Below are 22,916 nucleotides of genomic sequence, written 5' to 3' on the forward strand. Positions count from 1 at the left end.
GCTGCGCGCCACCCCTCAACCGCCACCGGGCGGTGGGGGTTTTTTTATTGCCGCACCAAGGCCGAGAACCGGAACCACCATCCCCAGAGCTGCTGTACCGCTCTGGACCCTCGCTGAAGGATCTTGAGATGACCGAGCAGATGACCGGCGCCCAATCGCTGATCAGGTCCCTGGAGCACGTCGGCGTTGACACTGTCTTCGGGATTCCCGGCGGCGCCATCCTCCCCGCCTACGACCCCCTCTACGACTCGGCCAAGGTGCGCCACATCCTCATGCGCCACGAGCAGGGGGCCGGGCACGCTGCCGAGGGCTACGCCTACGCCACCGGCCGACCCGGCGTGTGCATGGCCACCAGCGGCCCCGGAGCCACCAACCTCGTCACGCCCCTGGCCGACGCCCACATGGACTCGGTTCCGATGGTCGCCATCACCGGTCAGGTCGCCTCCCCGATGATCGGCACCGACGCCTTCCAGGAAGCCGACATCTGCGGCATCACCATGCCGATCACCAAGCACAACTTCCTGGTCAAGGACGTCCGGGACATCCCCCGCACCATCGCTGAGGCCTTCCACATCGCCTCCAGCGGCCGCCCCGGCCCGGTGCTCGTCGACATCTCCAAGGACGCCCTCCAGAACGTCACCGACTTCGTCTGGCCCGAGCGCCTGGAACTGCCCGGCTACCGCCCGGTCACCAAGCCCCACGGCAAGCAGGTCCGTGAGGCCGCCCGGATGATCGCCGAAGCCAAGCGTCCGGTCCTCTACGTCGGCGGCGGCGTCCTGCGCGCCGGGGCCGCAGCCGAGCTGCGCGTCCTCGCCGAACTCACCGGTGTCCCCGTCGTCACCACGCTGATGGCCCGCGGCGTCTTCCCGGACAGCCACCCGCAGTACGTGGGCATGCCCGGCATGCACGGCGACGTCGCCGCGGTCGGCTCGCTCCAGCAGGCCGACCTGATCGTCGCCCTCGGAGCCCGCTTCGACGACCGCGTCACCGGCCGGCTGGACAGCTTCGCCCCCGACGCCAAGATCGTCCACGCCGACATCGACCCGGCCGAGATCTCCAAGAACCGCCACGCGGACGTGCCCATCGTCGGCGACTGCCGCGAGGTCCTCGCCGACCTGGTCGTGGCCGTCCGCTCCGACCAGGAGAAGGGTCGCCAGGGCGACTACGAGGCCTGGTGGCACCGGCTCAAGCAGCTCCGCACCACCTACCCCAAGGGCTTCGAGACCCCCGACGACGGCAGCCTGTCCCCGCAGGCGGTCATCCAGCGCCTGGGCCAGGTCGTCGGCCCCGAGGCCACCTACGTCGCGGGCGTCGGCCAGCACCAGATGTGGGCCGCGCAGTTCATCGACTACGAGCGCCCCGGCTCCTTCGTCAACTCCGGCGGCCTCGGCACCATGGGCTTCTCCGTCCCGGCAGCCCTGGGCGCCAAGGTCGGCGACCCCGACCGCACGGTCTGGTCCGTGGACGGCGACGGCTGCTTCCAGATGACCAACCAGGAGCTCGCCACCTGCGCGATCGAGGGCATCCCGATCAAGGTCGCGGTGGTCAACAACGGCAACCTGGGCATGGTCCGCCAGTGGCAGACCCTGTTCTACGAGGGCCGCTACTCCAACACGGACCTGCAGACCTCGCCCAGGGACGAGAAGGTCCGCATCCCCGACTTCGTCCGGCTCGCCGAGGCGTACGGCTGTGTCGGCCTGCGGTGCGAGCGCCCCGAGGACATCGACGCGACCATCGAGAAGGCCATGGCGATCAACGACGCCCCGGTCGTCGTCGACTTCACCGTGAACCACGACGCCATGGTCTGGCCCATGGTCGGCCCCGGCGTCAGCAACGACAAGATCCAGTACGCGCGCGACATGGCGCCGAACTGGGAACACCAGGACTAGGAGAAGGCCGAACCACCATGAGCCGTCACACGCTTTCCGTTCTGGTCGAGGACACCCCGGGCATCCTCGCCCGAGCCTCAGCCCTCTTCTCCCGTCGTGGGTTCAACATCGACTCGCTCAGTGTCAGCACCACTGAGTACACCGGACTGTCCCGGATGACGATCGTGGTCAACTGCGACCTCCACCCCTTGGAGCAGGTGACCAAACAGCTCAACAAGCTGGTCAACGTCGTCAAGATCGTGGAGATGGACACCACCGCGTCGGTGCAGCGAGAGCTGCTCCTGGTCAAGGTCAAAGCCGACGCGTCGAGCCGCACCCATGTGCTTCAGACGGCCGAGCTCTTCCGCGCACACGTCGTGGACGTCAGCCCGGACGTCGTCGTCATCGAGGCCACCGGCGACCCCGAGAAGCTCGATGCCCTGGTCAAGAACCTGGAACCCTTCGGTATCCGGGAACTGGTGAAGTCAGGGCTGGTCGCCCTGGGACGGGGACCCCGTTCGATCACCGACCGCTCCCTTCGGGCGGTCGACCGCAGCGCCTGAGGTGTCACCCGAAGATGACACCGAGCTGAGCTCGAACTGAAAGGCTGTCCGGACACGGCCGGACGGCCGGCCCCCCGCCCCCAAAGAACGTGAGAAACAAGGAGCAACCCCAAGTGGCAGCACAGATGTACTACGACGACGCCGCCGACCTCGAGCTCATCCAGAGCAAGAAGGTCGCCGTGATCGGTTACGGCAGCCAGGGCCACGCGCACGCGCTGTCGCTGCGGGACTCGGGAGTGGACGTCCGGATCGGTCTGGCCGAGGGCTCCAAGAGCCGGGCCAAGGCCGAGGAGGAGGGCCTGCGGGTCCTCACCCCCGCGGAGGCCACCCGCGAGGCCGACGTCATCATGATCCTGGTCCCCGACCACATCCACCGCGACCTGTACGCCCAGGAGATCGAGCCCAACCTGGAAGCGGGCAACGCCCTCTTCTTCGGCCACGGCTTCAGCATCCGCTACGGCCTCGTCGAGGCCCCCGAGGGCGTCGACGTCGCCATGGTCGCCCCCAAGGGCCCGGGCCACCTGGTCCGCCGCCAGTACGAGGCCGGGCGCGGCGTGCCCTGCCTGGTCGCGGTCGAGAAGGACGCCAGCGGGCAGGCCTGGGACCTGGCGCTGTCGTGGGCCAAGGGCATCGGCGGCACCAAGGCCGGCGTCATCAGGACCACCTTCACCGAGGAGACCGAGACCGACCTCTTCGGCGAGCAGGTCGTCCTGTGCGGTGGCACCGAGGAGCTGGTCAAGGCCGGTTTCGCCACCCTGGTCGAGGCGGGCTACCAGCCGGAGATCGCCTACTTCGAGTGCCTGCACGAGCTCAAGCTGATCGTCGACCTCATGTACGAGGGCGGCATCTCCAAGATGAACTGGTCCATCTCGGACAACGCCGAGTACGGCGGCTACACCCGCGGCCCGCGCCTGATCACCGAGCAGACCCGCGAGGAGATGCGCAAGATCCTGGGTGAGATCCGGGACGGCAGCTACGCCAAGGAGCTCATGGACGAGTTCGACGCCGGTCAGCCGACCTTCACCAAGCGCCGTGAGGCCGAGCAGAACGAGCAGATCGAGAAGGTGGGCTCCGAGCTGCGTCCGCTGATGAGCTGGCTGAAGGCGTAGTTCTTTGGGCCTCCGCTGTGTTTGCCTGGGGCCTCCGCTTCGCTTCGGCCCGTGTTCCTGCTTGCTTTGGTCCTCCGCTGGCGCTTCGGACCGTGTTCGGGCGCCTGAGGGGAGGTGTTCTTCATCCTCGTCTGCGCCTGGCTCGTTCCTCGCTGGCGGCTTGACTCGTCTTGCAGAACACTCCCGCGCCCGAACGAGGGAACACCCCCTGGGGTGAAGGCGGGCGGGGAGGTACACCTGCTGTGGCTGAGAGGGCAGGAATGCTCTCTTCGGCCGAGGGGGCGGGAACACCCTCTTCGGCTGAGGTGAGCGGGGGCACTCCCCCTGTGGGCTGAGGTGACAGGAACACCCCCACCGGCCGAGGCCGGTGGGAGAATCGTCGGGGCGGGGCGTGTGCCCCGTCCCGACGGCGTTCGCGCGGAGGATGACCCTGGCGGCTACGCCCAATCCGCCCGACAGGCTTCCCTACCCCGCTAGTAGACTTTTGACCGGCCGTCAGACCCGGTTCGGGCAGCGCCTCCACCTGCGCGAACGGGTCACACCACCCGTAAAGGAACCTTTGTGACCAAACCCGTCGTACTCGTCGCGGAAAAGCTCTCTCCCGCCGGAATCGCGCTCCTCGAAGACGACTTCGAGGTCCGCCATGTGGACGGCGCCGACCGGTCCCAGCTGCTTCCGGCCCTGGCTGACGTCGACGCCCTGATCGTCCGCAGCGCCACCCAGGTCGACGCGGAGGCGGTCGCCGCGGCCAACCGCCTCCAGGTCGTCGCCCGTGCCGGTGTGGGCCTGGACAACGTGGACGTCGACGCCGCCACCAAGGCCGGCGTCCTGGTCGTCAACGCCCCGACCTCCAACATCATCAGCGCCGCCGAGCAGGCCATCAACCTCCTCCTCGCCAGCGCGCGCAACACCGCCCCCGCGCACAACGCCCTCATCAACGGTGAGTGGAAGCGGTCCAAGTACACGGGTGTGGAGCTCTACGAGAAGGTCGTCGGTGTCGTCGGCCTCGGCCGGATCGGCGCCCTGGTCGCCCAGCGCCTGCTGGCCTTCGGTACCAGGGTCATCGCCTACGACCCGTTCGTGCAGCCCGCCCGCGCCGCGCAGATCGGCGTCGAGATGGTGACGCTGGACGAGCTGCTGGAGCGCAGCGACTTCATCACCATCCACCTGCCCAAGAACAAGGACACCCTGGGCCTGATCGGTGACGAGGCGCTGAGCAAGGTCAAGCCCTCGGTTCGGGTCATCAACGCCGCACGCGGCGGCATCCTCGACGAGGACGCGCTGTACCGGGCGCTCAAGGACGGCCGGGTGGCCGGTGCGGGCATCGACGTGTTCGCCAAGGAGCCCACCACGGACAGCCCGCTGTTCGAGTTCGAGAACGTCGTCGTGGCCCCGCACCTGGGTGCGAGCACCACCGAGGCGCAGGAGAAGGCGGGCACGCAGGTGGCTCGGTCGGTGAAGCTGGCCCTGTCGGGCGAGTTCGTTCCGGACGCGGTGAACGTGCAGGGCACCGGTGTCGCGGAGGAGATCAAGCCGGGGCTGCCGCTGACCGAGAAGCTCGGCCGGGTGTTCACCTCGCTCGCCGGCGCGCTCGCCGCCCGGATCGACGTCGAGGTGCGCGGCGAGATCGCCCAGCACGACGTCAAGGTCCTGGAGCTGGCCGCGCTCAAGGGTGTGTTCACCGATGTGGTCGAGGACACGGTGACCTTCGTGAACGCTCCGCTGCTCGCCAAGGAGCGCGGTGTCGAGGTCAACCTGGTCACCAGTGACGACAGCAGCGACTGGCGCAACCTGATCTCCGTGCGCGGTGTCCTGGCCGACGGCACCCGCGTGTCCGTGTCGGGCACGCTGACCGGTCCCCGCCAGTCCGAGAAGCTGGTGGAGATCAACAACTACACGATGGAGATCGGCCTCGCCGAGCACATGGTCTTCCTCTCCTACGAGGACCGTCCGGGCATCGTCGGCAAGGTCGGTGCGCTGCTCGGCGACGCCGAGGTCAACATCGCCGGAATGCAGGTCATCCGGGACCAGGAGGGCGGTAAGGCGCTGATCGCCCTGACCGTCGACTCCGCGGTGCCGGACGAGATCCTCGGCTCGATCTCCGCCGAGATCGACGCGGAGATCGCCCGTCAGATCGACCTGGAGGACTAGGAGCCCCTCCGGGGGCAGGGCCCCGTGACCCACGCGGCACCAGCCGGTGGGGCGCGGGGCCTCAGTGTGTTCGGTGTGCCTCCTCCGGGCGGCCCGTGACGTCGTCGGCGGACTTCGCGGTGCTCGGGGGTCACGGAATTTTCAGATCCTTCGGCAAAAGGCCTGTTTTTCCCGATTCTTCGCACTTCGGGAAGGGTCGACTTTCGCTTTTGTCATATTGAATGCGATGCGTTTTTCCGGGTCCGATCCTTTCCCTCTTGTCGCACTGGCCTGGTTGGAGCCGGTCAGATATTGGTAAACAACGACGTCTGCACCGTGTCCTGTGAGCGTGTTCCTGATTTCGGTGGAACGCTGTTCCCACATCGACATGGATGAGGTTTGCAATGCGATTCCTGCGGCGGCGTAACGTCCTTTTGTCCACCGTTCCCGTGATCGCTGTGTCCGGGGCGCTCGGCCTGCTGCTGGCCTACCGCCTGATCGACGTGTGGTCGGCGGCGCAACTCCTGCTACTGACCGTGCTCTGCGGGCTGGTGCTGCTCCTGGCCGTCCAGATCCGGCGTACCAGCGTCCAGATGCGGCAGCTGCGCCGCGGTTTCGACCGGCAGCTGCGTGAGGTCGCCGAGATCGCGGGCGAGAACCGGGCCGAGCTCTTCGGCCGGGCCGACGACCTGGCCGATCGGCTGGACGCGGTGGCCGAGTCGGTGTCCGAGCTGCGCACGGACCCCGGGGGAAGGGTGTCGGACGTCCAGGTGATGGAAAGCGCTTCGGTCCCCGCACGGGCGGCCTCGTGACGGACGGGGCCCTGGCCGAGGCCCTCCGGGCCCGCGGGCCGGGGAGCCTCCTGCTCTGCCACATCGGAGCGGGTACGGCTCCGGATCCCGCCCGCCGGGAGCCGCGGACCGAGGTCGTCGATCTGCGGAGCGCGGCCGGGCGTACCTTCGAGGGCCCCGTCACAGGTGTCGCCGTCCTCGCGGCGACCACGGCGGACCTGCGGGCGGCTGTCTCCCTGAGCGGCGGGCTGCCGCCGGTGGCCGACGTCAGGGTGGTGGTCGCGGCCTCGGCCCCGCACAGCGGACCGCCCTTCCCGGTGGTCCCCGGGCTGGGGCAGTGGGAGGGCCTGCTCGACTTCCAGGTGAGCCGGTTGCCGGACCGAGGGTGGTCGTGCGCCTTCGCCTTCACCGATCCGGTGGCGGTGCAGGTGGTCCTCCGGGCGGTGGCCCAGGGGATGGTGGGCGGCCGACGGGACCAGGCGGCGCCACGGCGGGAGGTCCCGGACGTTCCCGTGGCCGCCGGCCCCACCTGGGAGGGGATGGGTAGCCCCGGCGCGTTGGCCGGGTGCGGCACGCTGCTGGACCTGTCGGTGGACGATGTTCCGGCGGTGGATGAGCGGGTGGTGAATCCGATGGGGTTCAGGCGGGGGTCCGGGGCCAAGGTGGGGCGGTTGGTTTCGCGTGGTGGCCGGTGGGTGTTGGTTGTGGGTGGCGGGGTGCGTTGGCGGGTGCCGGATGACGGTGCTGTGACTGATGTGGATGTGGCTGCGCTGCGTGATTTGCGTGCGGTGCGGGTGGAGTGGGGTCGGCACAGTGGGCCGGTGGCGGCGGTGCGGGCGGTGGCCGGACTCGCCGCGGCAGGGATCCCCCTGGTGAGCGGTCCGGTACCCGGATGGGCCCGGTGCCTGGGCGGGGAACTGTCGGACCTCGTCGCCTCCGCCGAGGAACGGCGGATGGCTGACCCGCAGCTGCGGGAGGAGCACAGCATCCGGTTGCGGCGGGCGGCGCTGCGGTTGCACGGGCGGCACGCGCGGGCCCGTTGTCTCGCGGCCCGGCAGGGCACACCGGTGCCCCCGGAGCCTTCGGTGTCGGTGGTGTTGTGTACTCGGCGGCCGGAGATGGTGGGGTTCGCGTTGCGGCAGGTGGCGCGGCAGCGGGGTGTGGACGTGGAGTTGGTGCTGGCGTTGCACGGCTTCGGGTTGGACGCTCCGGGGGTGGCGGAGGCGGTTGCGGACTTCCGGCGGAGCGGACGCTCCCTCCTGGTGTGGGAGCCGGGGGAGGGTCTGGTCCTCGGTTCGGTGCTCAACGGTGCGATCGCGCGGGCGGGTGGTTCGTTGGTGGCGAAGATGGACGACGACGACTGGTACGGGCCCGACCACCTGTCGGATCTGGTGCTGGCCCGCCGCTACTCCGGCGCCGACCTGGCCGGGACCATTGCCTCCTTCGTCTACCTGGAACCCCTCGACCGGACCGTGCGCCTGACCGGGACCACCGATGCCCTGTGGCACAAGTCCGCCGGGGGCACGCTGCTGATGGACCGCCGGACACTGGAGGAGGTGGGCGGCTTCCAACCCGTACCCACGTCCGAGGACACCCTCCTGCTGGCAGCGGTCCAGCGCATGGGCGGCCGTATCCACCGCGGACACGGCTGCAACTACGTGCTCCGGCGCAAGGCGGCCGGGCACACCTGGGGCGTCGACGCGGGCTACTTCCTACGGCTGTGCGAGCAGCGGCAGCTCCCCGGGTGGCGGCCCAGCGCACTGCTGGAACCCGCATCCGAGGACCTGCCACCGACCGCGCTGGCCGGTACCTGGACTGATCTGGCCGGACCCGGCGAAGGGCGGATCCGCACGGTGGGGGCGGCGCGGTGATCGAGACGCTGTTGACCGGTGCGCTGCGGGCGCACGGAGCACGGACGGCCCTGGTCGGCCACATGGGGCCGGGCACCGCCGGGGTCGTCGAAGAGGTGGCCCGGGTGGCCGGGGTCCGGGCTCGGGACCTGGGGCCGGATGGAGCCGGGACGGACGGAGGGCCGGACCGGACGGTCGACCTGGTCGTGCTCGTCGCGGCGACCCCGGCCGACCTGCGCGCGGCCGTCCCTCTGAACAGCGGGCTCCCCTCGGCGGCCGGGATCGCGGTCGCAGTGCTGGACGCCGCCCCGCGCCAAGGCCCGCCCCTACCCTCGCCGCCGGGCCTGGGGCAGTGGGAGGGGCTGCTGGGCTCGCGGACACGCCGTCTCCCGGACGGGGGCTGGCTGTGGGAGTTCGCCTTCACCGATCCGATCGAGACGGCGGAGGTGCTGGCGGCGGTGGCACGCGGACTGGTGGGGGGTCGCCGGAGCCCGGCGGGACCCGCGCAGTCCGGTACGGAGGGCCGGTCGGTGACCGCCCTGTCCTGGCGGCGTCTGGGCGAGCCGGGAGCGGTGAGCGGGGCCACGGCCTCCCCTCGTCTGTCGGTGGACGATGTTCCGGCGGTGGATGAGCGGGTGGTGAATCCGATGGGGTTCAGGCGGGGGTCCGGGGCCAAGGTGGGGCGGTTGGTTTCGCGTGGTGGCCGGTGGGTGTTGGTTGTGGGTGGCGGGGTGCGTTGGCGGGTGCCGGATGACGGTGCTGTGACTGATGTGGATGTGGCTGCGCTGCGTGATTTGCGTGCGGTGCGGGTGGAGTGGGGTCGGCACAGTGGGCCGGTGGCGGCGGTGCGGGCGGTGGCCGGACTCGCCGCGGCAGGGATCCCCCTGATGGGCGCCCGACCGCCGATGTGGGCGGGACCGCTGGGCGAGGAACTCCACGACCTTCTCTCGTGGTCGCGCGAGGAGGAACTCGCCGACGAACTGCTGCGGGAGGAGCACAGCATCCGGTTGCGGCGGGCGGCGCTGCGGCTGCACGGGCAGCGCACACGGTGGTACCGCTCCGGTCCCGGCGCTCCGGTGGAGCCTTCGGTGTCGGTGGTGTTGTGTACTCGGCGGCCGGAGATGGTGGGGTTCGCGTTGCGGCAGGTGGCGCGGCAGCGGGGTGTGGACGTGGAGTTGGTGCTGGCGTTGCACGGCTTCGGGTTGGACGCTCCGGGGGTGGCGGAGGCGGTCGATGCCTACCGGGCTCCGGGCCGGGAGTTGGTGGTGTGGGAGCCGGGGGAGGGTCTGGTCCTCGGTTCGGTGCTCAACGGTGCGATCGCGCGGGCGGGTGGTTCGTTGGTGGCGAAGATGGACGACGACGACTGGTACGGGCCCGACCACCTGTCGGATCTGGTGCTGGCCCGCCGCTACTCCGGCGCTGACCTGGCCGGCTGCGCGACGGAGTACTACCACCTGGAACATCTGGGTCTCACCGTGCGGCGCTCGGTCCCCTCGGAACGCTTCGTCCGGCACGTGACCGGCGCCGCGATGCTGACCGACCGCACTGTCCTGGAGGAGGTCGGCGGCTTCCGTCCGATGGGGCTCGGGGAGGACAACGCACTCCTCGACGACGTGCGGGACATGGGCGGTTCGATCTATCGGACCCACGGTCTGGGATCTGTCATCCGCCGCAGGAGGACGGGCCACACCTGGCGCGAGGCGTCCGGCTACTTCCTGAGGGAGCCCCAGCGCCAGTGGCGCGGCTGGCGTCCCAGCGCGCTACTGGAGTCCGACCCCGGGGACGTGCCGACCACGGCACCGGGCACGACGACATCTGACCCGACGGCACACGGGAGCGACCGATGACGCTTGTCCAGGGCGGACCCGTGCGGACGCTGTCCGCCCCGCGCCCGCTCATCCGCCGCAACGATTTTTCGGTGTTGGAGCCGCCGTTGTTGGGGGAGTGGGAGCCTGAGCTGTCGGTGAGTGTGGTGATCCCGGCCTACGGGGGGCAGGAGAAGCTGGATCTGACCCTGGCCTCGTTGGCGGCGCAGAGCTACCCCGGTGACCTGATGGAGGTCGTGGTGGTGGACGACGGCAGTGATCCGGCGCTGCGGCTGCCACCGATCCGCCCCGAACACGCCCGGATCGTGCCGAGCCTGCCCGGCGGTTGGGCGCGCGGACACGCGGTGAACTCCGGCGCCGCGGCCTCCGACGCAGACGTGCTGCTGTTCTTCGACGCGGACATGATCGCCTTCCGGGAGCACGTCGAGGCGCAGATGCGCTGGCACCACCTGGCCGACTACCTCGCCGTCACCGGCGATCTGCGCTGTGTCGACCACGAGCCCGGAGTGCTGGATCCGGCCGGGGTACTCGACGCGGTGCGACGGGGGGAGCCGGAGGCGCTGGTCGACGGGCCGGGTGAGGAACTCGGGTGGCTGCGCCGCGCCTACAGGCGGACCAAGGGTCTGCGTGCCGCCGATCACAGGGCGTTCCACTACTTCATCGGCGGCACCGGATCGGTGCGTCGCGCCTTCTTCGAGGAGTCGGGTGGGGCCGCCTCCGAACTGGTTCTGGGCGAGGACACCCACCTGGGGTACCGGTTCGCCCAGAACGGGGCGGTCTTCGTCCCCGAGCTGGAGACCAGTAGCTGGCACCTGGGCCTCCCGCAGATGGAGAGCCGGAGGGAGGACGGAGCCCGTTTCCGCCGTCCCTTCGTCGGGAACAGGCTCCCCCTCATCGGGGAGCACCGGGCCCTGCCGGGGCGGCAGTGGGAGGTGCCGCGGGTCGACGCGGTGCTCGACGCCACGGGGGCCCGGTTCGACGAGGTGGCGGAGACGGTGGACGCTCTGCTGACCGGTGAGGTGTGCGACCTGCGGATCCGGTTGGTGGGCGAGTGGTGGCGGGTGACACCCGGGCGGCACGCGGTCCTGGACGACCCGGCGGTGCACGTAAGGCTCCTCCACGAGCACTACCGCTGCGAACCGAGGGTGGAGTTCGTGGAGGCCGAGCCCGAACCGGACCCGGAGGTGCCCTTCCGGCTGCTGCTCGGTCCCGGTCAGGCACCGGCCCCACAGGGGGTGCGCCGGATGATCGCGAAGGCGAACGAGGCGAACGCGGGGCTGGTACGCGCCACCGCGCCCGGTGACGACCTGGGCGGGCCCCGGCTGGAGCGCACGGCGGCCTTCGCCCGCGCCCGGCGGTTGGGGGCCGGGGAGGCCGACCTGGAGACCGTGGTGGACGAGGTCTTCGGGGTGCACTGGATCGACGGCGAGTCGGTGCTGTTCACCCCGGAGGAAGAGGTGGAGGAGCCCCCGCGGGACTGGAGAGTGCTGTTGGAGCGGGCACAGGCGAGGGCTGAGTCGCACCGGGCCCGGGCCGAACGGTTGAAGAGCCGGTTCCGCTGGCTGACCAGGAGCCGCACCGGTCGGTTCCTGTGCCGGATGATCGGTTGAGGGCGAGGGGCAGCGCATGGTGAGCAATGACGCATGGGGCACGGGGGCCGTTTTCGGGGTGCCGAAGGGAGGGAGCCCCGGTGGGCAGCCCCGGCTGCGCCGCAACGATTTTTCGGTGTTGGAGCCGCCGTTGTTGGGGGAGTGGGAGCCTGAGCTGTCGGTGAGTGTGGTGATCCCGGCCTACGGGGGGCAGGAGAAGCTGGATCTGACCCTGGCCTCGTTGGCGGCGCAGAGCTACCCCGGTGACCTGATGGAGGTCGTGGTGGTGGACGACGGCAGTGATCCGGCGCTGCGGCTGCCACCGATCCGTCCGGAGCACACGCGACTGGTCCTGGCCCCGGAACAGGGCTGGGGGCCGGGGCACGCGGTACGGACGGGGGTGGCATCCTGCGCGGCACCGGTCGTACTGCGGTTGGACGCCGACATGGTCATCGGCCGCCGACACGTCGAGGCGCAGATGCGCTGGCATCACCTGGCCGACTACCTCGTCGTCATGGGCCGGGTCGTGTTCAGCGAGGACCCGGGCACCGGTCTCGCCCCGGACCGGGTGTACGAGCGGGTGCGCAGGGCGGAGACGGCCGATCTCCTGGACCGGGGTTCGGCCCACATGGAGTGGATCGCCCAGGTGCTGGCGCAGACCGACGATCTGCGGTCTGCGGGGCACCGGGCCTGGGAGGTGTTCACGGGGGCCACGGCCTCGGTGCGGCGCGAACTGTTCGAGGCCGCCGGCGGTACGTCGCCGGATCTGGTCATGGGAGAGGACAGCGAACTCGGGTACCGGCTCTCCCAGCGGGGGGCGGTGTTCGTCCCCGAGCGTGCTGCTGACGGCCTGCACCTGGGGCGGCCGACGACGGAGCGGCGCCGGGAGGAGGCGGCGCGCTACCGGCGCCCCTTCGCGGAGAACCGGCTGCCCCGGCTGGGCACCCGCCGCAGGGCCCCCGGGCGGACCTGGCAGGTGCCCTTCGTCGACGTGGTGGTGGACACCGTCGGCCGCCGGTTCGACGACGTGACCGAAACGGTGGACGGGCTGCTGGCCGGTGACGTGGCCGATATCCGGATCACGCTGGTGGGCGACTGGCGGCTGGTGGTGCCGGGGCGGTACGCCACGATCGACGATCCGGCGGTGGACGTGCGGCTGGTTCACGAGAACTACCGGTGCGAGCCGAGGGTGGTCTTCGCCGGGGCCGAGCCGGAGCCCGATCCGGACGTCCCCTTCCGGCTGCTGCTGTCGCCCGGGGTGCGTCCGAGGCGGAGCGCGGTGCGCTCCCTGACGGGGGCGGCGGACAGGGAGGGCGCCGGGCTCGTCAGGGTGCCGGGTACGGGCGGACGGCCCCACCCCCTGCGGTTGGAGCGCACGGCGGCCTTCGCCAGGGCGCGGCACCTGGGGGCGGGGGCCGCGGACCGCGACGCCGCCGTGGCCGAACTGTGGGGCGTCCACGTGCTGGACCGCTCCGAGGTCCTCGCCGGGGACGGGGAGAGGCCGCCGAAGGGCTGGCACAGGAAGATGCGCAAGGCTGAGCGGGACGCGGAGCGCTGGCGGAAGGAGTCCGACAGGTGGGAGCGGCGGATCCGGGCGCTGACACAGGGGCGCTGCGGGTGGCTGCTGCTCTGTGGTCTGCGGAGCGGCACGCGGGGTCCCCGGAGGTGAACTCGGGCGATTAGTCCGTTAGGTCGCTTTGCTTGCGCCGCTGTGAACTGCGAAAACGCCAATCTGTCTCGCTGGGTGAGATATCCTGGCCAGATAGTTGGACATCCGATATTCTGTCGTCCTAAGAGTCAGTGGCATCGGCTCCACCGCCGGATGCCGCCGTTTCCCGCTTCGTCGGCCCCACCGGGTCCGCGCCGGGGCGGGCAGTCCTCTTTCGTGGCCACCGCCGCCCACGCGGCCAGCGCGCCGCCCGGGACCACCGGGCCCCGCGGTCTGGCCTCTCGTTTCCTGAGCTCCGCGGCTGTTTCTTACGCGCCGCCGGTCACGTACCGCACCCGGAGGATCACATGTACGACATGATCGAGTACCCGTCCACGCCCGACTCCGAGGACGAGATCGCCCGCGCTCTCCAGGACGCGATCAACCGCCGCGACTAGAGGGCGGTTCGCGTCCCTTTGTCCTGGACGGGAGGTGGGGCGGCGGTGGCGGTCCCCGGAGGCCGGTACAGTTGTCTCACCTACTGTTCATCTGATCTCGCCATTTGAGAAGCCATGGTGGGGTCACATCTGAGTTAGAGGCAGTCCGTATGGCAGCGCGCACCGTGAAACTGGCCGTCATCCCCGGTGACGGGATCGGCTCCGAGGTGGTCGCCGAAGGCCTCAAGGTGCTGGAGGCCGCGTCCTCCCAGTACGACCTGGCCATCGAGACCACCGAGTACGAACTGGGCGCCAGGCTCTGGCACCGCACCGGTGAGACGCTGCCCGACTCGGTCGCCGCCGAACTGCGCCAGCACGAGGCGATCTTCCTGGGCGCGGTCGGCGACCCGTCCGTCCCCAGCGGCGTCCTGGAGCGCGGCCTGCTGCTCCGCCTGCGGTTCGACTTCGACCACTACGTCAACCTGCGCCCCGTGCGCCTCTACCCCGGGGTGGAGAGCCCGCTGGCGGGCGTGGCCCCCGAGGACATCGACATGCTGGTCGTGCGCGAGGGCACCGAGGGCCCCTACGCGGGTGCGGGCGGGGTCCTGCGCAGGGGCACCCCGCACGAGATCGCCACCCAGGACAGCGTGAACACCCGCTTCGGTGTCGAGCGCGTGGTCCGCTACGCCTTCGCCAAGGCCGCGGAACGCCCCCGCCAGAAGCTGACCCTGGTGCACAAGGACAACGTCCTCACCTTCGCCGGCGAGCTGTGGCAGCGCACCGTCAAGGAGGTCGGGGTCGAGTACCCGCAGGTCAGCGTGGACTACTGCCACGTCGACGCCGCCGCGATGTTCTTCGTCAACCAGCCCGGCCGCTTCGACGTGGTCGTCACCGACAACCTGTTCGGCGACATCATCACCGACATCGGCGCCGCCATCACCGGAGGCATCGGCCTGGCCGCGAGCGGTAACATCAACCCGGACAAAACCTTCCCCAGCATGTTCGAGCCGGTCCACGGTTCCGCTCCGGACATCGCGGGCCAGGGCAAGGCGGACCCGACCGCCACGGTGCTCTCGGCCGCGACCATGCTGGACCACCTGGGGGTGCCCGAGGCCGCGCGCCGTATCGAGGACGCGGTCTCGGCGGACCTGAAGACCCGCGCCCAGGACGGTGCGGTCCGCTCCACCTCCCAGATCGGCGACGACCTCGCCGCACGAGTAGCCGAGCAGGGCTGACGCGACCACCGTCGGCCCTGCCCCTCCGAGGCGCGGCCGACGGCGGGAGCCGGCGGTGACCACCATCGGGCGCGCCTGGAGACACTCCGGCGCGCCCGCTGTCCGTCCGGCTCCGGTCTGGCACCGGGGGCGCTCTTCCGACACACTGGATCCCAGGTCGGCGGCGCTGCCGACCCGTTGCACCCGAGAGGACCACCGACAACATGAACAACAACACCACCACCACTGGGTTGACGTTCGACATCCAGCTCTCCGACCAGCGGAAGACCCCGCAGGAGCGCGAGGCACTGCTGGAGAACCCCGGGTTCGGTCAGGTGTTCACCGACCACATGGTGAGCATCCGTTACACGGAGGGCAAGGGCTGGCACGACGCCAAGCTGGAGCCGTACGGTCCGCTGAGCCTGGACCCGGCCACGGCCTCCCTGCACTACGCCCAGGAGATCTTCGAGGGGCTCAAGGCCTACCGCCACCCCGACGGCTCACTGGCCTCGTTCCGCCCGGAGGCCAACGCGGCCCGCTTCAACCGGAGCGCGGCCCGGATGGCCATGCCGGAGCTGCCCGAGGAGCTCTTCCTCAAGTCGATCGAGCTCCTGCTCGAGCACGACGGGGAATGGGTTCCGACCAAGGAGTACTTCAGCCTCTACCTGCGGCCGTTCATGGTCGCCACCGACGTGGGCCTCGGGGTCAACAACCCCTCGCGCAGCTACGTCTACCTGCTCATCGCCTCGCCGGTGGGTTCCTACTTCTCCGGCGGGGTCAAGCCGGTGACGGTCTGGCTGTCCAAGGACTTCACCCGTGCCGCCCCGGGCGGCACCGGCGCCGCGAAGTTCGCGGGCAACTACGCCGCGAGCTTCCTCGCCCAGGCCCAGGCGGTCGAGAAGGGCTGCGACCAGGTCGTGTGGCTCGACGCCCGCGAGCACCGCTGGGTCGAGGAGATGGGTGGCATGAACCTGTGGTTCGTGTTCGGAGAGGGGGAGAACGCCCGTCTGCGCACGCCCCCGCTGACCGGCACCCTGCTGCCGGGCATCACCCGCGAGTCGCTGCTGACCCTCGCCCCCGACCTGGGCATCCCGGCGGAGGAGAAGCCGCTGTCGATCGAGGAGTGGAAGGCGGCCGCCGAGTCCGGTGAGATGACCGAGGTCTTCGCCTGCGGCACCGCGGCCGTGATCACCCCGGTCGGTCGGGTCCGGAGCGACGAGGGCGAGTTCACCGTCGGCGACGGCGAGCCCGGTCCGGTCACCATGCGCCTGCGCGAGGAGCTGGTGGGCCTGCAGACCGGCCTGCGCAGCGACAAGCACGGCTGGATCACCCGCTTCTAGGAGCGCAGGGGCCGAAGGCTCCACAGGGGCCGCCGCCGGAGAACCCGGCGGCGGCCCTCCGTGCGTCCTGTCCGCTGGATATCCTGCTCCGGCCCGCTCCGTGCCCCCCGTCATCCCCTTCCCCCGAGGAGCCCTCCGTGCCCGAACCCACCGCTTCCCCCGTCCCCGGGAGCGACGAACCCGCCGCCCCCGCGGCGGATGAGACGACCGCGCCCCGCACCCCCTTCTCCTGGCCGGCCCGGGTGGCCCTGGTGGCCTCCGTCGGCCTGGTGGTGGGCGGTGCGGCTTTCACCGCCACCGAGGTGGCCGCCGCCCTCTCCCCGCCCAGCCCGGCCCCGAGCGTGGCCGAGGACGAGGAGGAGGGTCCCTCCGAACGCCGTACCACCCCGCTGACCGGTACTGCCGGGTCCGAGGAGCCCCGGGACACGGAGGGGGCCGAGGGCGAGCAGGCGGCCGAGCACGCCGCGGACCCCCCGAAGCAGGCTTCAGGGGAACAGGGTCCGGGCGGCTCCACGCCCCCCGAGACCGGCGGGGGAGCCCCGGGAGCCCTCTCCGAGGGGGACCCGGGCTGGGTCGACCCCCGCGAGGAGATCCTGGAGGAGATGCTCAACACCCCGCAGGAGCGCCCGCCGATGGAACCGCAGATCACCCAGGAGGAGCTCGACGCCCTGCGGGAGGCCGAAGAAGCCGACGCGGTGGTGCAGGTGCCCGAGCCCGACTACTCGGAGTTCCTCGAAGTGGCCCCCGACGCCCGGTAGCCCCTGACAACCGCCCCCGGCCCACGTCCCGCGAAACACGAAGGGCTGCCCGGAACCCCCGGGCGGCCCTCACCGCTTTCTGGGTTCCGGGCTGCACTTTTGTCCGTTCTGAGAAATTTTCATCTCGCAGTGTGAGACATATGGGTTCCGAACTGCGTCTCTCCGCCACCCGTGTGGCACACTGACCACATGCTGTCCCAGGTACTCATTATTTTGGGGCGCGCTGGCTGACGACTTCCCGCGTACCGCAGGGAAGAAACCGGACCCTGCCAGCGCGCTGACCTCTCGTGTCCACGAGGGGTCTTTTTTGTTGGCCGGGCCCGCCACACACAGCATCAACCGGGAGTCCCACCCATGAGGAACGACAGTTTCCACGTCTTCGACACCACGCTGCGCGACGGAGCCCAGCGCGAGGGGATCAACCTCCGGGTCTCCGACAAGCTGGCCATCGCGAAGCTGCTCGACGACTTCGGGGTGGCGTTCATCGAGGGCGGATGGCCCGGGGCCAACCCCAAGGACACCGAGTTCTTCCAGCGGGCTTCACAAGAGCTCACGCTGGAGCACGCGCGACTCACCGCCTTCGGCGCGACCCGCCGGGCCGGTGTGAGGGCCGCCGACGACCCCCAGGTGGCCGCACTGCGCGACAGCGGCGCGTCGGTCGTCACTCTTGTCGCCAAGAGCGACGACCGACACGTCGAACGTGCCCTGCGCACGACCCTCGACGAGAACCTCGCCATGGTCGCCGACACCGTCTCGCACCTGTGCGAGCACGGGCAGCGCGTGTTCGTCGACTGCGAGCACTTCTTCGACGGCTACCACCACAACCCCGAGTACGCCCTGTCCGTGGTCCGCGCCGCCGCCGACGCGGGCGCCGACGTGGTCGTCCTGTGCGACACCAACGGCGGCATGCTCCCCGCCGACGTCACCCGGGTCGTCACCGAGGTGCTGGAGGCCACCGGCGCCCGCCTGGGCATCCACGCCCAGGACGACACCGGCTGCGCCGTCGCCAACACCCTGGCCGCGGTGGACGCGGGCGCCACCCACGTCCAGTGCACCGCCAACGGCTACGGCGAGCGCGTGGGCAACGCCAACCTCTTCTCCGTGGTCGGCGCGCTCACCCTCAAGCGGGGCCACGAGGTCCTGCCCGAGGGCTGCCTGGCCGAGATGACCCGCGTGGCCACCGCCATCGCCGAGATCGTCAACCTCGCCCCCGACACCCACCAGCCCTACGTGGGGGTGTCGGCCTTCGCGCACAAGGCGGGGCTGCACGCCTCGGCCATCAAGGTCGATCCCGACCTCTACCAGCACACCGACCCCGAACTGGTCGGCAACCGCATGCGGATGCTCGTCTCCGACATGGCCGGGCGCGCCTCGATCGAGCTCAAGGCCCAGGAGCTGGGGCTGGACCTGTCCGGCGACAAGGCCCTGTCCGGGCGGGTCGTGGAGCGGGTCAAGGGCCTGGAACTGTCCGGCTACAGCTTCGAGGCGGCCGACGCCTCCCTGGAGCTGCTGCTGCGCGAGGAGCTCGGGGAACCGGTCCGCTACTTCGACACCGAGTCCTGGCGCGTCATCACCGAGCGCCGCCCCACCGCCGGGACCAGCCCCCTGTCCAGCGACTACGAGAGCCTCTCCGAGGCCACCGTCAAGCTCCGGGTCAAGGGGGAGCGGGTCATCGCCACCTCGGAGGGCAACGGTCCGGTCAACGCCCTGGACCGGGCACTGCGCAGCTCGATGGAGAGCGTCTACACGGCCCTGGCCGGACTGGAGCTGACCGACTACAAGGTCCGCATCCTGGAGGGCTCCTCGGGCACCAACGCGATCACCCGGATCCTGGTCAGCTTCAGCGACGGCAACGAGGAGTGGACGACCGTGGGCGTGGGGCCGAACGTCGTCGACGCCTCCTGGGTCGCGCTGGAGCAGGCCATCACCTACGGGCTCCTGCGCCAGGGCTACCCGCAGGGCTGACCTCCGGGCGCCCGGCGCTGCGAGCTCCGGAGCTCCGAGGGGGTCCGCGGCCCCTTCTCCGCCCGCCGGTTCAGGCGAGGAGGATGTCGTCGCCCTCGACCCGGATCGGGATCTCCTCCAAGGGGCTCCCCGCCGGGCCCTCGACGGGGGAGCCGTCCTCGACGGAGAAGCGGCTTCCGTGGCAGGGGCACTGGATCTGCCCGTCGGCCACCTGGTCGACCGGGCATCCCTCGTGGGTGCAGCTGGTGGAGAAGGCCCGGAAGGCGCCCTCCTCGGGCTGGGTGAGGACCACCTCGTGCTCGCTGAGAACGGTGCCGCCCCCCACGGGGACCTCGCCGGTGGTCGCGATCGGCGCTTCCGTGCCGCCCGGTTCCCCGCCCCCGGTGTCGTTCCCGCCGTCCGTCGCGGCCCCGCCGTCGGCGCCCCCGCTGCAGGCGGTGACCACCCCCACCAGGGCCCCGCCTCCGGCGGCCCCGAACACGGAGCGCCGGGTCACCTCCGACAGGACGGTCTCGGAACGCGTGTCACGGCAGTCGCACATGCGGCCTCACTCTCTCGCCCTGCGCGGAGCGGGGCGGACTCGCGCGCGGGGTCCTCGGGCCCCGCACGGACGGCGGACGGCCCCGTCCGACGGGGCCGGTCTCCATGGAACACGGCGCAGGCCCCCCGTGTCCGGGAAATTCGCTGACGTGTCCGCTCCGGGACCGCCCCGGGGGCGACACGGCGGCGGACCGGACCTAGGGGTGGACCCAGCCGTTGGCCTCGCAACCCTGGAGGTCCAGGGTCTGCTGCTGCATCACGGGGGCGGGTTCGCCCTCGCCGGGGCAGTTCACGTGCCCGTGGCCCAGGGTGTGGCCGACCTCGTGGTTGATCAGGTAGATCCGGTAGGTCTCCAGGTCGTCGTCGAAGTGCTCGACCCCCGACACCCAGCGGTTCTGGTTGATGATGGCGCGGTTGCCGTTGGCGCAGGAGACGAACCCGTTGGTGTTCAGCGGAGCGCACATGCGGTCGACCGTGTCCGGGGCGGCGAGCAGGACCCGGATGTCGGCGTCGTCGCCGTCCACCCGCTGGAACGACCGGTCTCCGTCGTTGCCCCAGCTGCGGGGGTCGCCCAGGATCTCCTCGACGGCGTCCACGAAGTCCCCGTCCTCGCCGGGCAGCCCCTCCTCGACCTCCACCGCGAAGGTGGTCAGCGGGCCCTCACCCATGACCTCGCTCTCGTCGTCCACCACCCGGATCTCACCGTCGGCGGAGTCGACCTCCTCCTCCACCGAGCGCAGCAGCACCGGGGCCTCCTCCTCGGACGACGAGGGGCTGGGGGAGGGGCTGCCCGGGGCAGCGGCGGCTCCGGCGGCCGACTCCTCCCCCGTGGCGGGGTGGCTGCTCCCGCTCTCCTCGGGGATTCCGTCGCTGACCGGGCCGGTGGCCGAGGTCTCCGCCGGGGACCCCGGGGCGGAGTCGGTCTCGGGCACGCTGACCATCAGTACGGCGGAGGCACCCGAGACCAGACACAGGCCCAGGGCGAGGCCCATGGGGTACCTGCGGCGCCGACGGTGCTTGGCGCGGGGAGCGGAAGCGGGCACGAGGCTCAACCTCTCGACAGTGGACGGTGGTACCGCCGGCCCGGGTACGGGAGGCTGTGCCTCCGCCCCCTTCCGGCGGCCGTGGGGCCGCTCCGGCCGGGGCGGCCGGTGGAGGCGCCCCCACGGGATGACCGGATGTCGTGGCGGTCACCCTGGGCAGTGTCTCCGCTCACCGGGGAGCGGTACCGCCTACCCCCGGAACGGCGGCTCCCGGGGGCTTGGTGCAACGAACCCCAGCATGCCAGAGATCGCCCCCGTGGCGGGCCAGGCGGCGCCCCGGGAAATGAGGGTGTGTCCCGGCTTCGGGCTTTTGTCGTGGCCCTCCCGTCCCCGTCGCGCCCCGGCCCGCCCCGGCGGGCCGCCGCGCGCCGCCCCGCCTCGGGTCCGGTCGCGCCCTTCGCGCCGTTACGCTGCACACGGCAAGAGCGAGTCAAGCAGGGCTGCTGGGAGGCATCAGGTGCGTATCGCACGGTTCGCGGCCGGTGACGAGGTCGGTTTCGGCATTGTCGAGACGGAGACGGACAGCGGGGAGGAGTTCGTCGCGCGGTTGACGGGCCACCCGCTGCTGGGGGACATCAAGCTGACCGGTGAGCGGGCCAAGCTCTCCGACGTGCGGCTGCTGTCGCCGGTCCTGCCCACCAAGGTGGTGTGCATCGGCAAGAACTACGCCGACCACGTCGCGGAGATGCAGGACATCACGGGCGAGTCCACCGACGAACCGGTCGTCTTCCTCAAACCGTCCACCGCGGTCACCGGGCCGGCCGACCCGGTCTTCTACCCCTCGGCCTCCGAGCGGGTCGACTACGAGGGCGAGATGGCGATCGTCATCTCCCGGCCCTGCCGCGAGGTCCCCCGGGAACGCGCCAAGGACGTCATCCTGGGTTACACGGTGGCCAACGACGTCACCGCCCGCGACCTCCAGAAGACGGACAAGCAGTGGACGCGGGCCAAGGGCTTCGACTCCTTCTGCCCGATCGGGCCGTGGATCACCACCGGCCTGAGCATCGAGGAAGCCCAGGACCTGGCGGTCACCACGACCGTGGACGGCCAGACGCGCCAGGAGGGGCGTACGTCACAGTTCCTCCACGACATCCCGGGCATCATCTCCTATGTCACCTCCTTCATGACACTGCTCCCGGGCGACGTGGTCCTGACCGGTACACCCGCAGGTGTGGGCCCTGTCGAGGTCGGCCAGGAGGTCGCCGTTACCGTGGAGCGCCTGGGCACCATCCGCAACAGGGTGGTCGCCCGGGACTGAGCCCGGCCGACCGTGCGCGGGCGTTCCCGCGCACGGTCCGCTCCGGGGTCGGCCCGCACCACACCCCACCACGGAAGGTCCCACCCGTTGTCCGCACTCAGCCGCCTCCCCCGACCCGCCCTCCTCGCGGGCGTGTGCACTCTGGTTCTGGCACTGGTGGGGTCCGGGCTGTGGATACTCACCAGGGTCGACCCGGCGTCCCCGGGCCCCTCCGCAGACTCCGGCCCGGAGCCCGAGAACACCGGCCGGACACAGGTACGCGTGATGCTGGCGGGGGACTCCATGACCCACGGATCCGACGGTGACCGGACCTGGCGCTTCCACCTGTGGAACCACCTCCAGCCCCACGTCGAGGGACTGGACTTCGTCGGGCCCTTCACCTCGCCCGCCACCCCCGAACAGATCATCCCGCCGGAGCTCACCGGCGGTGAACCCGATGACGGCGACCCTGACGAGGTCGACTACCGGGACCCGGACTTCGACCAGGACCACAACGCCCGCTGGGGCCGGACCCTGGCCGACGCCGTCACCACGATCGAGGACGACGTCCGGACGCACCGGCCGGACGTGCTGTGCGCCATGATCGGCCTCAACGACCTGCTGTTCCCGATCTCCGCCGAGGAGATGGAACAGCTGCTGCGGGACTACGTCGGTGGCGCCCGTGAGGCCAACCCGGAGATCCGGATCCTCCTCGCCCACGCGCTGCCCATCGCTCGGGCGGACGAGGACGAGGGTTTCGCCCTGCGGGTGTACGCGTACAACGAGATGCTCCGTACGGTGGCGGAGGACATGTCCACGGAGCGGTCCCCGGTCGTCAGCTTCGACCTGGGCCGGGCCGAGGACTGGAGCGTCGCCTCGGACACCTACGACGGCACCCATCCCACCGACAGCGGGGAGCTGAAGATCGCCGCGGGTTTCGCCGACGCCCTCTCCCGCGAGTTCGGTCTGGGCCCGGCCTACCCGAGGCCGCTGCCGAGCAGTACCTGA

General features: G+C 70.9%; 18 protein-coding genes. 15 read left to right on the forward strand and 3 right to left on the reverse strand.

The window, feature by feature from the left end; genetic code table 11:
• The first annotated feature begins 128 nt into the window (after window positions 1–128).
• The 4 genes from IE195_RS20895 (at window position 129) to serA (ending at window position 5,691) form a co-directional block, all read left to right on the forward strand.
• Window positions 129–1,889 (forward strand): acetolactate synthase large subunit, encoded by a 1,761-nt coding sequence (locus tag IE195_RS20895; RefSeq protein ID WP_191274177.1) that lies wholly within the window; start codon window positions 129–131, stop codon window positions 1,887–1,889.
• Between the two features lie 17 nt (window positions 1,890–1,906).
• Window positions 1,907–2,431: an acetolactate synthase small subunit gene (ilvN, locus tag IE195_RS20900; protein WP_017589496.1), complete on the forward strand. Its 525-nt coding sequence runs from the start codon at window positions 1,907–1,909 to the stop codon at window positions 2,429–2,431.
• 113 nt (window positions 2,432–2,544) lie between these two features.
• Window positions 2,545–3,540: a ketol-acid reductoisomerase gene (gene ilvC, locus IE195_RS20905; RefSeq protein ID WP_191274179.1), complete on the forward strand. Its 996-nt coding sequence runs from the start codon at window positions 2,545–2,547 to the stop codon at window positions 3,538–3,540.
• Window positions 3,541–4,101: 561 nt separating this feature from the next.
• Window positions 4,102–5,691, forward strand: a complete 1,590-nt coding sequence (gene serA, locus IE195_RS20910; protein WP_191274181.1) for a phosphoglycerate dehydrogenase — start codon at window positions 4,102–4,104, stop codon at window positions 5,689–5,691.
• A gap of 141 nt (window positions 5,692–5,832) precedes the next feature.
• On the opposite strand, the gene IE195_RS20915 is transcribed toward serA, so the two are convergent.
• Window positions 5,833–6,060, reverse strand: coding sequence for a hypothetical protein (locus tag IE195_RS20915; protein ID WP_191274184.1), 228 nt, complete (start codon window positions 6,058–6,060; stop codon window positions 5,833–5,835).
• Window positions 6,061–6,119: 59 nt separating this feature from the next.
• Between IE195_RS20915 and IE195_RS20920 the strand changes: the two genes are divergently transcribed.
• From IE195_RS20920 to cimA, 9 genes are all read left to right on the forward strand, one after another.
• The gene (locus IE195_RS20920) at window positions 6,120–6,482 is read left to right on the forward strand and encodes a hypothetical protein (RefSeq protein WP_229826351.1); all 363 of its coding nucleotides are present in this window, start codon (window positions 6,120–6,122) and stop codon (window positions 6,480–6,482) included.
• Window positions 6,479–8,332 (forward strand): glycosyltransferase family 2 protein, encoded by a 1,854-nt coding sequence (locus tag IE195_RS20925; protein WP_191274188.1) that lies wholly within the window; start codon window positions 6,479–6,481, stop codon window positions 8,330–8,332. Before IE195_RS20920 ends, IE195_RS20925 begins: the two co-directional genes overlap by 4 nt.
• Complete coding sequence (locus IE195_RS20930) at window positions 8,329–10,158, forward strand: glycosyltransferase family A protein (RefSeq protein ID WP_191274190.1); 1,830 nt, start codon at window positions 8,329–8,331, stop codon at window positions 10,156–10,158. Before IE195_RS20925 ends, IE195_RS20930 begins: the two co-directional genes overlap by 4 nt.
• Window positions 10,155–11,747: a glycosyltransferase family A protein gene (locus IE195_RS20935; RefSeq protein WP_191274193.1), complete on the forward strand. Its 1,593-nt coding sequence runs from the start codon at window positions 10,155–10,157 to the stop codon at window positions 11,745–11,747. Before IE195_RS20930 ends, IE195_RS20935 begins: the two co-directional genes overlap by 4 nt.
• 16 nt (window positions 11,748–11,763) lie before the next feature.
• A complete protein-coding gene (locus IE195_RS20940) occupies window positions 11,764–13,395 on the forward strand; it encodes a glycosyltransferase family 2 protein (protein ID WP_191274195.1) in 1,632 nt (543 codons plus the stop codon).
• Window positions 13,396–13,981: 586 nt separating this feature from the next.
• Window positions 13,982–15,046: a 3-isopropylmalate dehydrogenase gene (locus IE195_RS20945; protein ID WP_191274197.1), complete on the forward strand. Its 1,065-nt coding sequence runs from the start codon at window positions 13,982–13,984 to the stop codon at window positions 15,044–15,046.
• Between the two features lie 203 nt (window positions 15,047–15,249).
• The gene (locus IE195_RS20950; protein ID WP_191274199.1) at window positions 15,250–16,365 is read left to right on the forward strand and encodes a branched-chain amino acid aminotransferase; all 1,116 of its coding nucleotides are present in this window, start codon (window positions 15,250–15,252) and stop codon (window positions 16,363–16,365) included.
• Window positions 16,366–16,502: 137 nt separating this feature from the next.
• Complete coding sequence (locus IE195_RS20955; RefSeq protein WP_191274201.1) at window positions 16,503–17,123, forward strand: hypothetical protein; 621 nt, start codon at window positions 16,503–16,505, stop codon at window positions 17,121–17,123.
• 354 nt (window positions 17,124–17,477) lie between these two features.
• Window positions 17,478–19,088 carry a citramalate synthase gene (gene cimA / locus IE195_RS20960; protein ID WP_191274204.1) on the forward strand — a complete coding sequence of 537 codons (1,611 nt, stop codon included), beginning with the start codon at window positions 17,478–17,480 and terminating at the stop codon, window positions 19,086–19,088.
• 70 nt (window positions 19,089–19,158) lie between these two features.
• Here cimA and IE195_RS26545 read toward each other — a convergent pair whose 3' ends face one another.
• Together IE195_RS26545 and IE195_RS20970 are read right to left on the reverse strand one after the other, a co-directional pair.
• A complete protein-coding gene (locus IE195_RS26545; RefSeq protein WP_191274206.1) occupies window positions 19,159–19,629 on the reverse strand; it encodes a Rieske (2Fe-2S) protein in 471 nt (156 codons plus the stop codon).
• Between the two features lie 196 nt (window positions 19,630–19,825).
• Complete coding sequence (locus IE195_RS20970) at window positions 19,826–20,620, reverse strand: DUF3152 domain-containing protein (protein WP_191274668.1); 795 nt, start codon at window positions 20,618–20,620, stop codon at window positions 19,826–19,828.
• A 508-nt stretch (window positions 20,621–21,128) separates the two neighbouring features.
• Here IE195_RS20970 and IE195_RS20975 point away from each other — a divergent pair.
• Together IE195_RS20975 and IE195_RS20980 are read left to right on the forward strand one after the other, a co-directional pair.
• Window positions 21,129–21,929: a fumarylacetoacetate hydrolase family protein gene (locus tag IE195_RS20975; RefSeq protein WP_191274208.1), complete on the forward strand. Its 801-nt coding sequence runs from the start codon at window positions 21,129–21,131 to the stop codon at window positions 21,927–21,929.
• A gap of 87 nt (window positions 21,930–22,016) precedes the next feature.
• Window positions 22,017–22,916: a GDSL-type esterase/lipase family protein gene (locus IE195_RS20980; protein WP_191274210.1), complete on the forward strand. Its 900-nt coding sequence runs from the start codon at window positions 22,017–22,019 to the stop codon at window positions 22,914–22,916.

Origin of the sequence: Nocardiopsis terrae, assembly GCF_014651695.1 — a bacterium.
Classification (GTDB): Bacteria; Actinomycetota; Actinomycetes; order Streptosporangiales; family Streptosporangiaceae; genus Nocardiopsis; species Nocardiopsis terrae.

What these genes read in the sequence shown, in the direction of transcription:
- IE195_RS20895 (WP_191274177.1), top strand. Translation starts at nt 129, where the DNA reads ATGACCGAGCAGATGACCGGCGCCCAATCGCTGATCAGGTCCCTGGAG.
- ilvN (WP_017589496.1), top strand. Translation starts at nt 1,907, where the DNA reads ATGAGCCGTCACACGCTTTCCGTTCTGGTCGAGGACACCCCGGGCATC.
- IE195_RS20915 (WP_191274184.1), bottom strand. Translation starts at nt 6,060, where the DNA reads ATGTCGATGTGGGAACAGCGTTCCACCGAAATCAGGAACACGCTCACA.
- IE195_RS20935 (WP_191274193.1), top strand. Translation starts at nt 10,155, where the DNA reads ATGACGCTTGTCCAGGGCGGACCCGTGCGGACGCTGTCCGCCCCGCGC.
- IE195_RS20940 (WP_191274195.1), top strand. Translation starts at nt 11,764, where the DNA reads ATGGTGAGCAATGACGCATGGGGCACGGGGGCCGTTTTCGGGGTGCCG.
- IE195_RS20945 (WP_191274197.1), top strand. Translation starts at nt 13,982, where the DNA reads ATGGCAGCGCGCACCGTGAAACTGGCCGTCATCCCCGGTGACGGGATC.
- IE195_RS20950 (WP_191274199.1), top strand. Translation starts at nt 15,250, where the DNA reads ATGAACAACAACACCACCACCACTGGGTTGACGTTCGACATCCAGCTC.
- cimA (WP_191274204.1), top strand. Translation starts at nt 17,478, where the DNA reads ATGAGGAACGACAGTTTCCACGTCTTCGACACCACGCTGCGCGACGGA.
- IE195_RS26545 (WP_191274206.1), bottom strand. Translation starts at nt 19,629, where the DNA reads ATGTGCGACTGCCGTGACACGCGTTCCGAGACCGTCCTGTCGGAGGTG.
- IE195_RS20970 (WP_191274668.1), bottom strand. Translation starts at nt 20,620, where the DNA reads ATGGGCCTCGCCCTGGGCCTGTGTCTGGTCTCGGGTGCCTCCGCCGTA.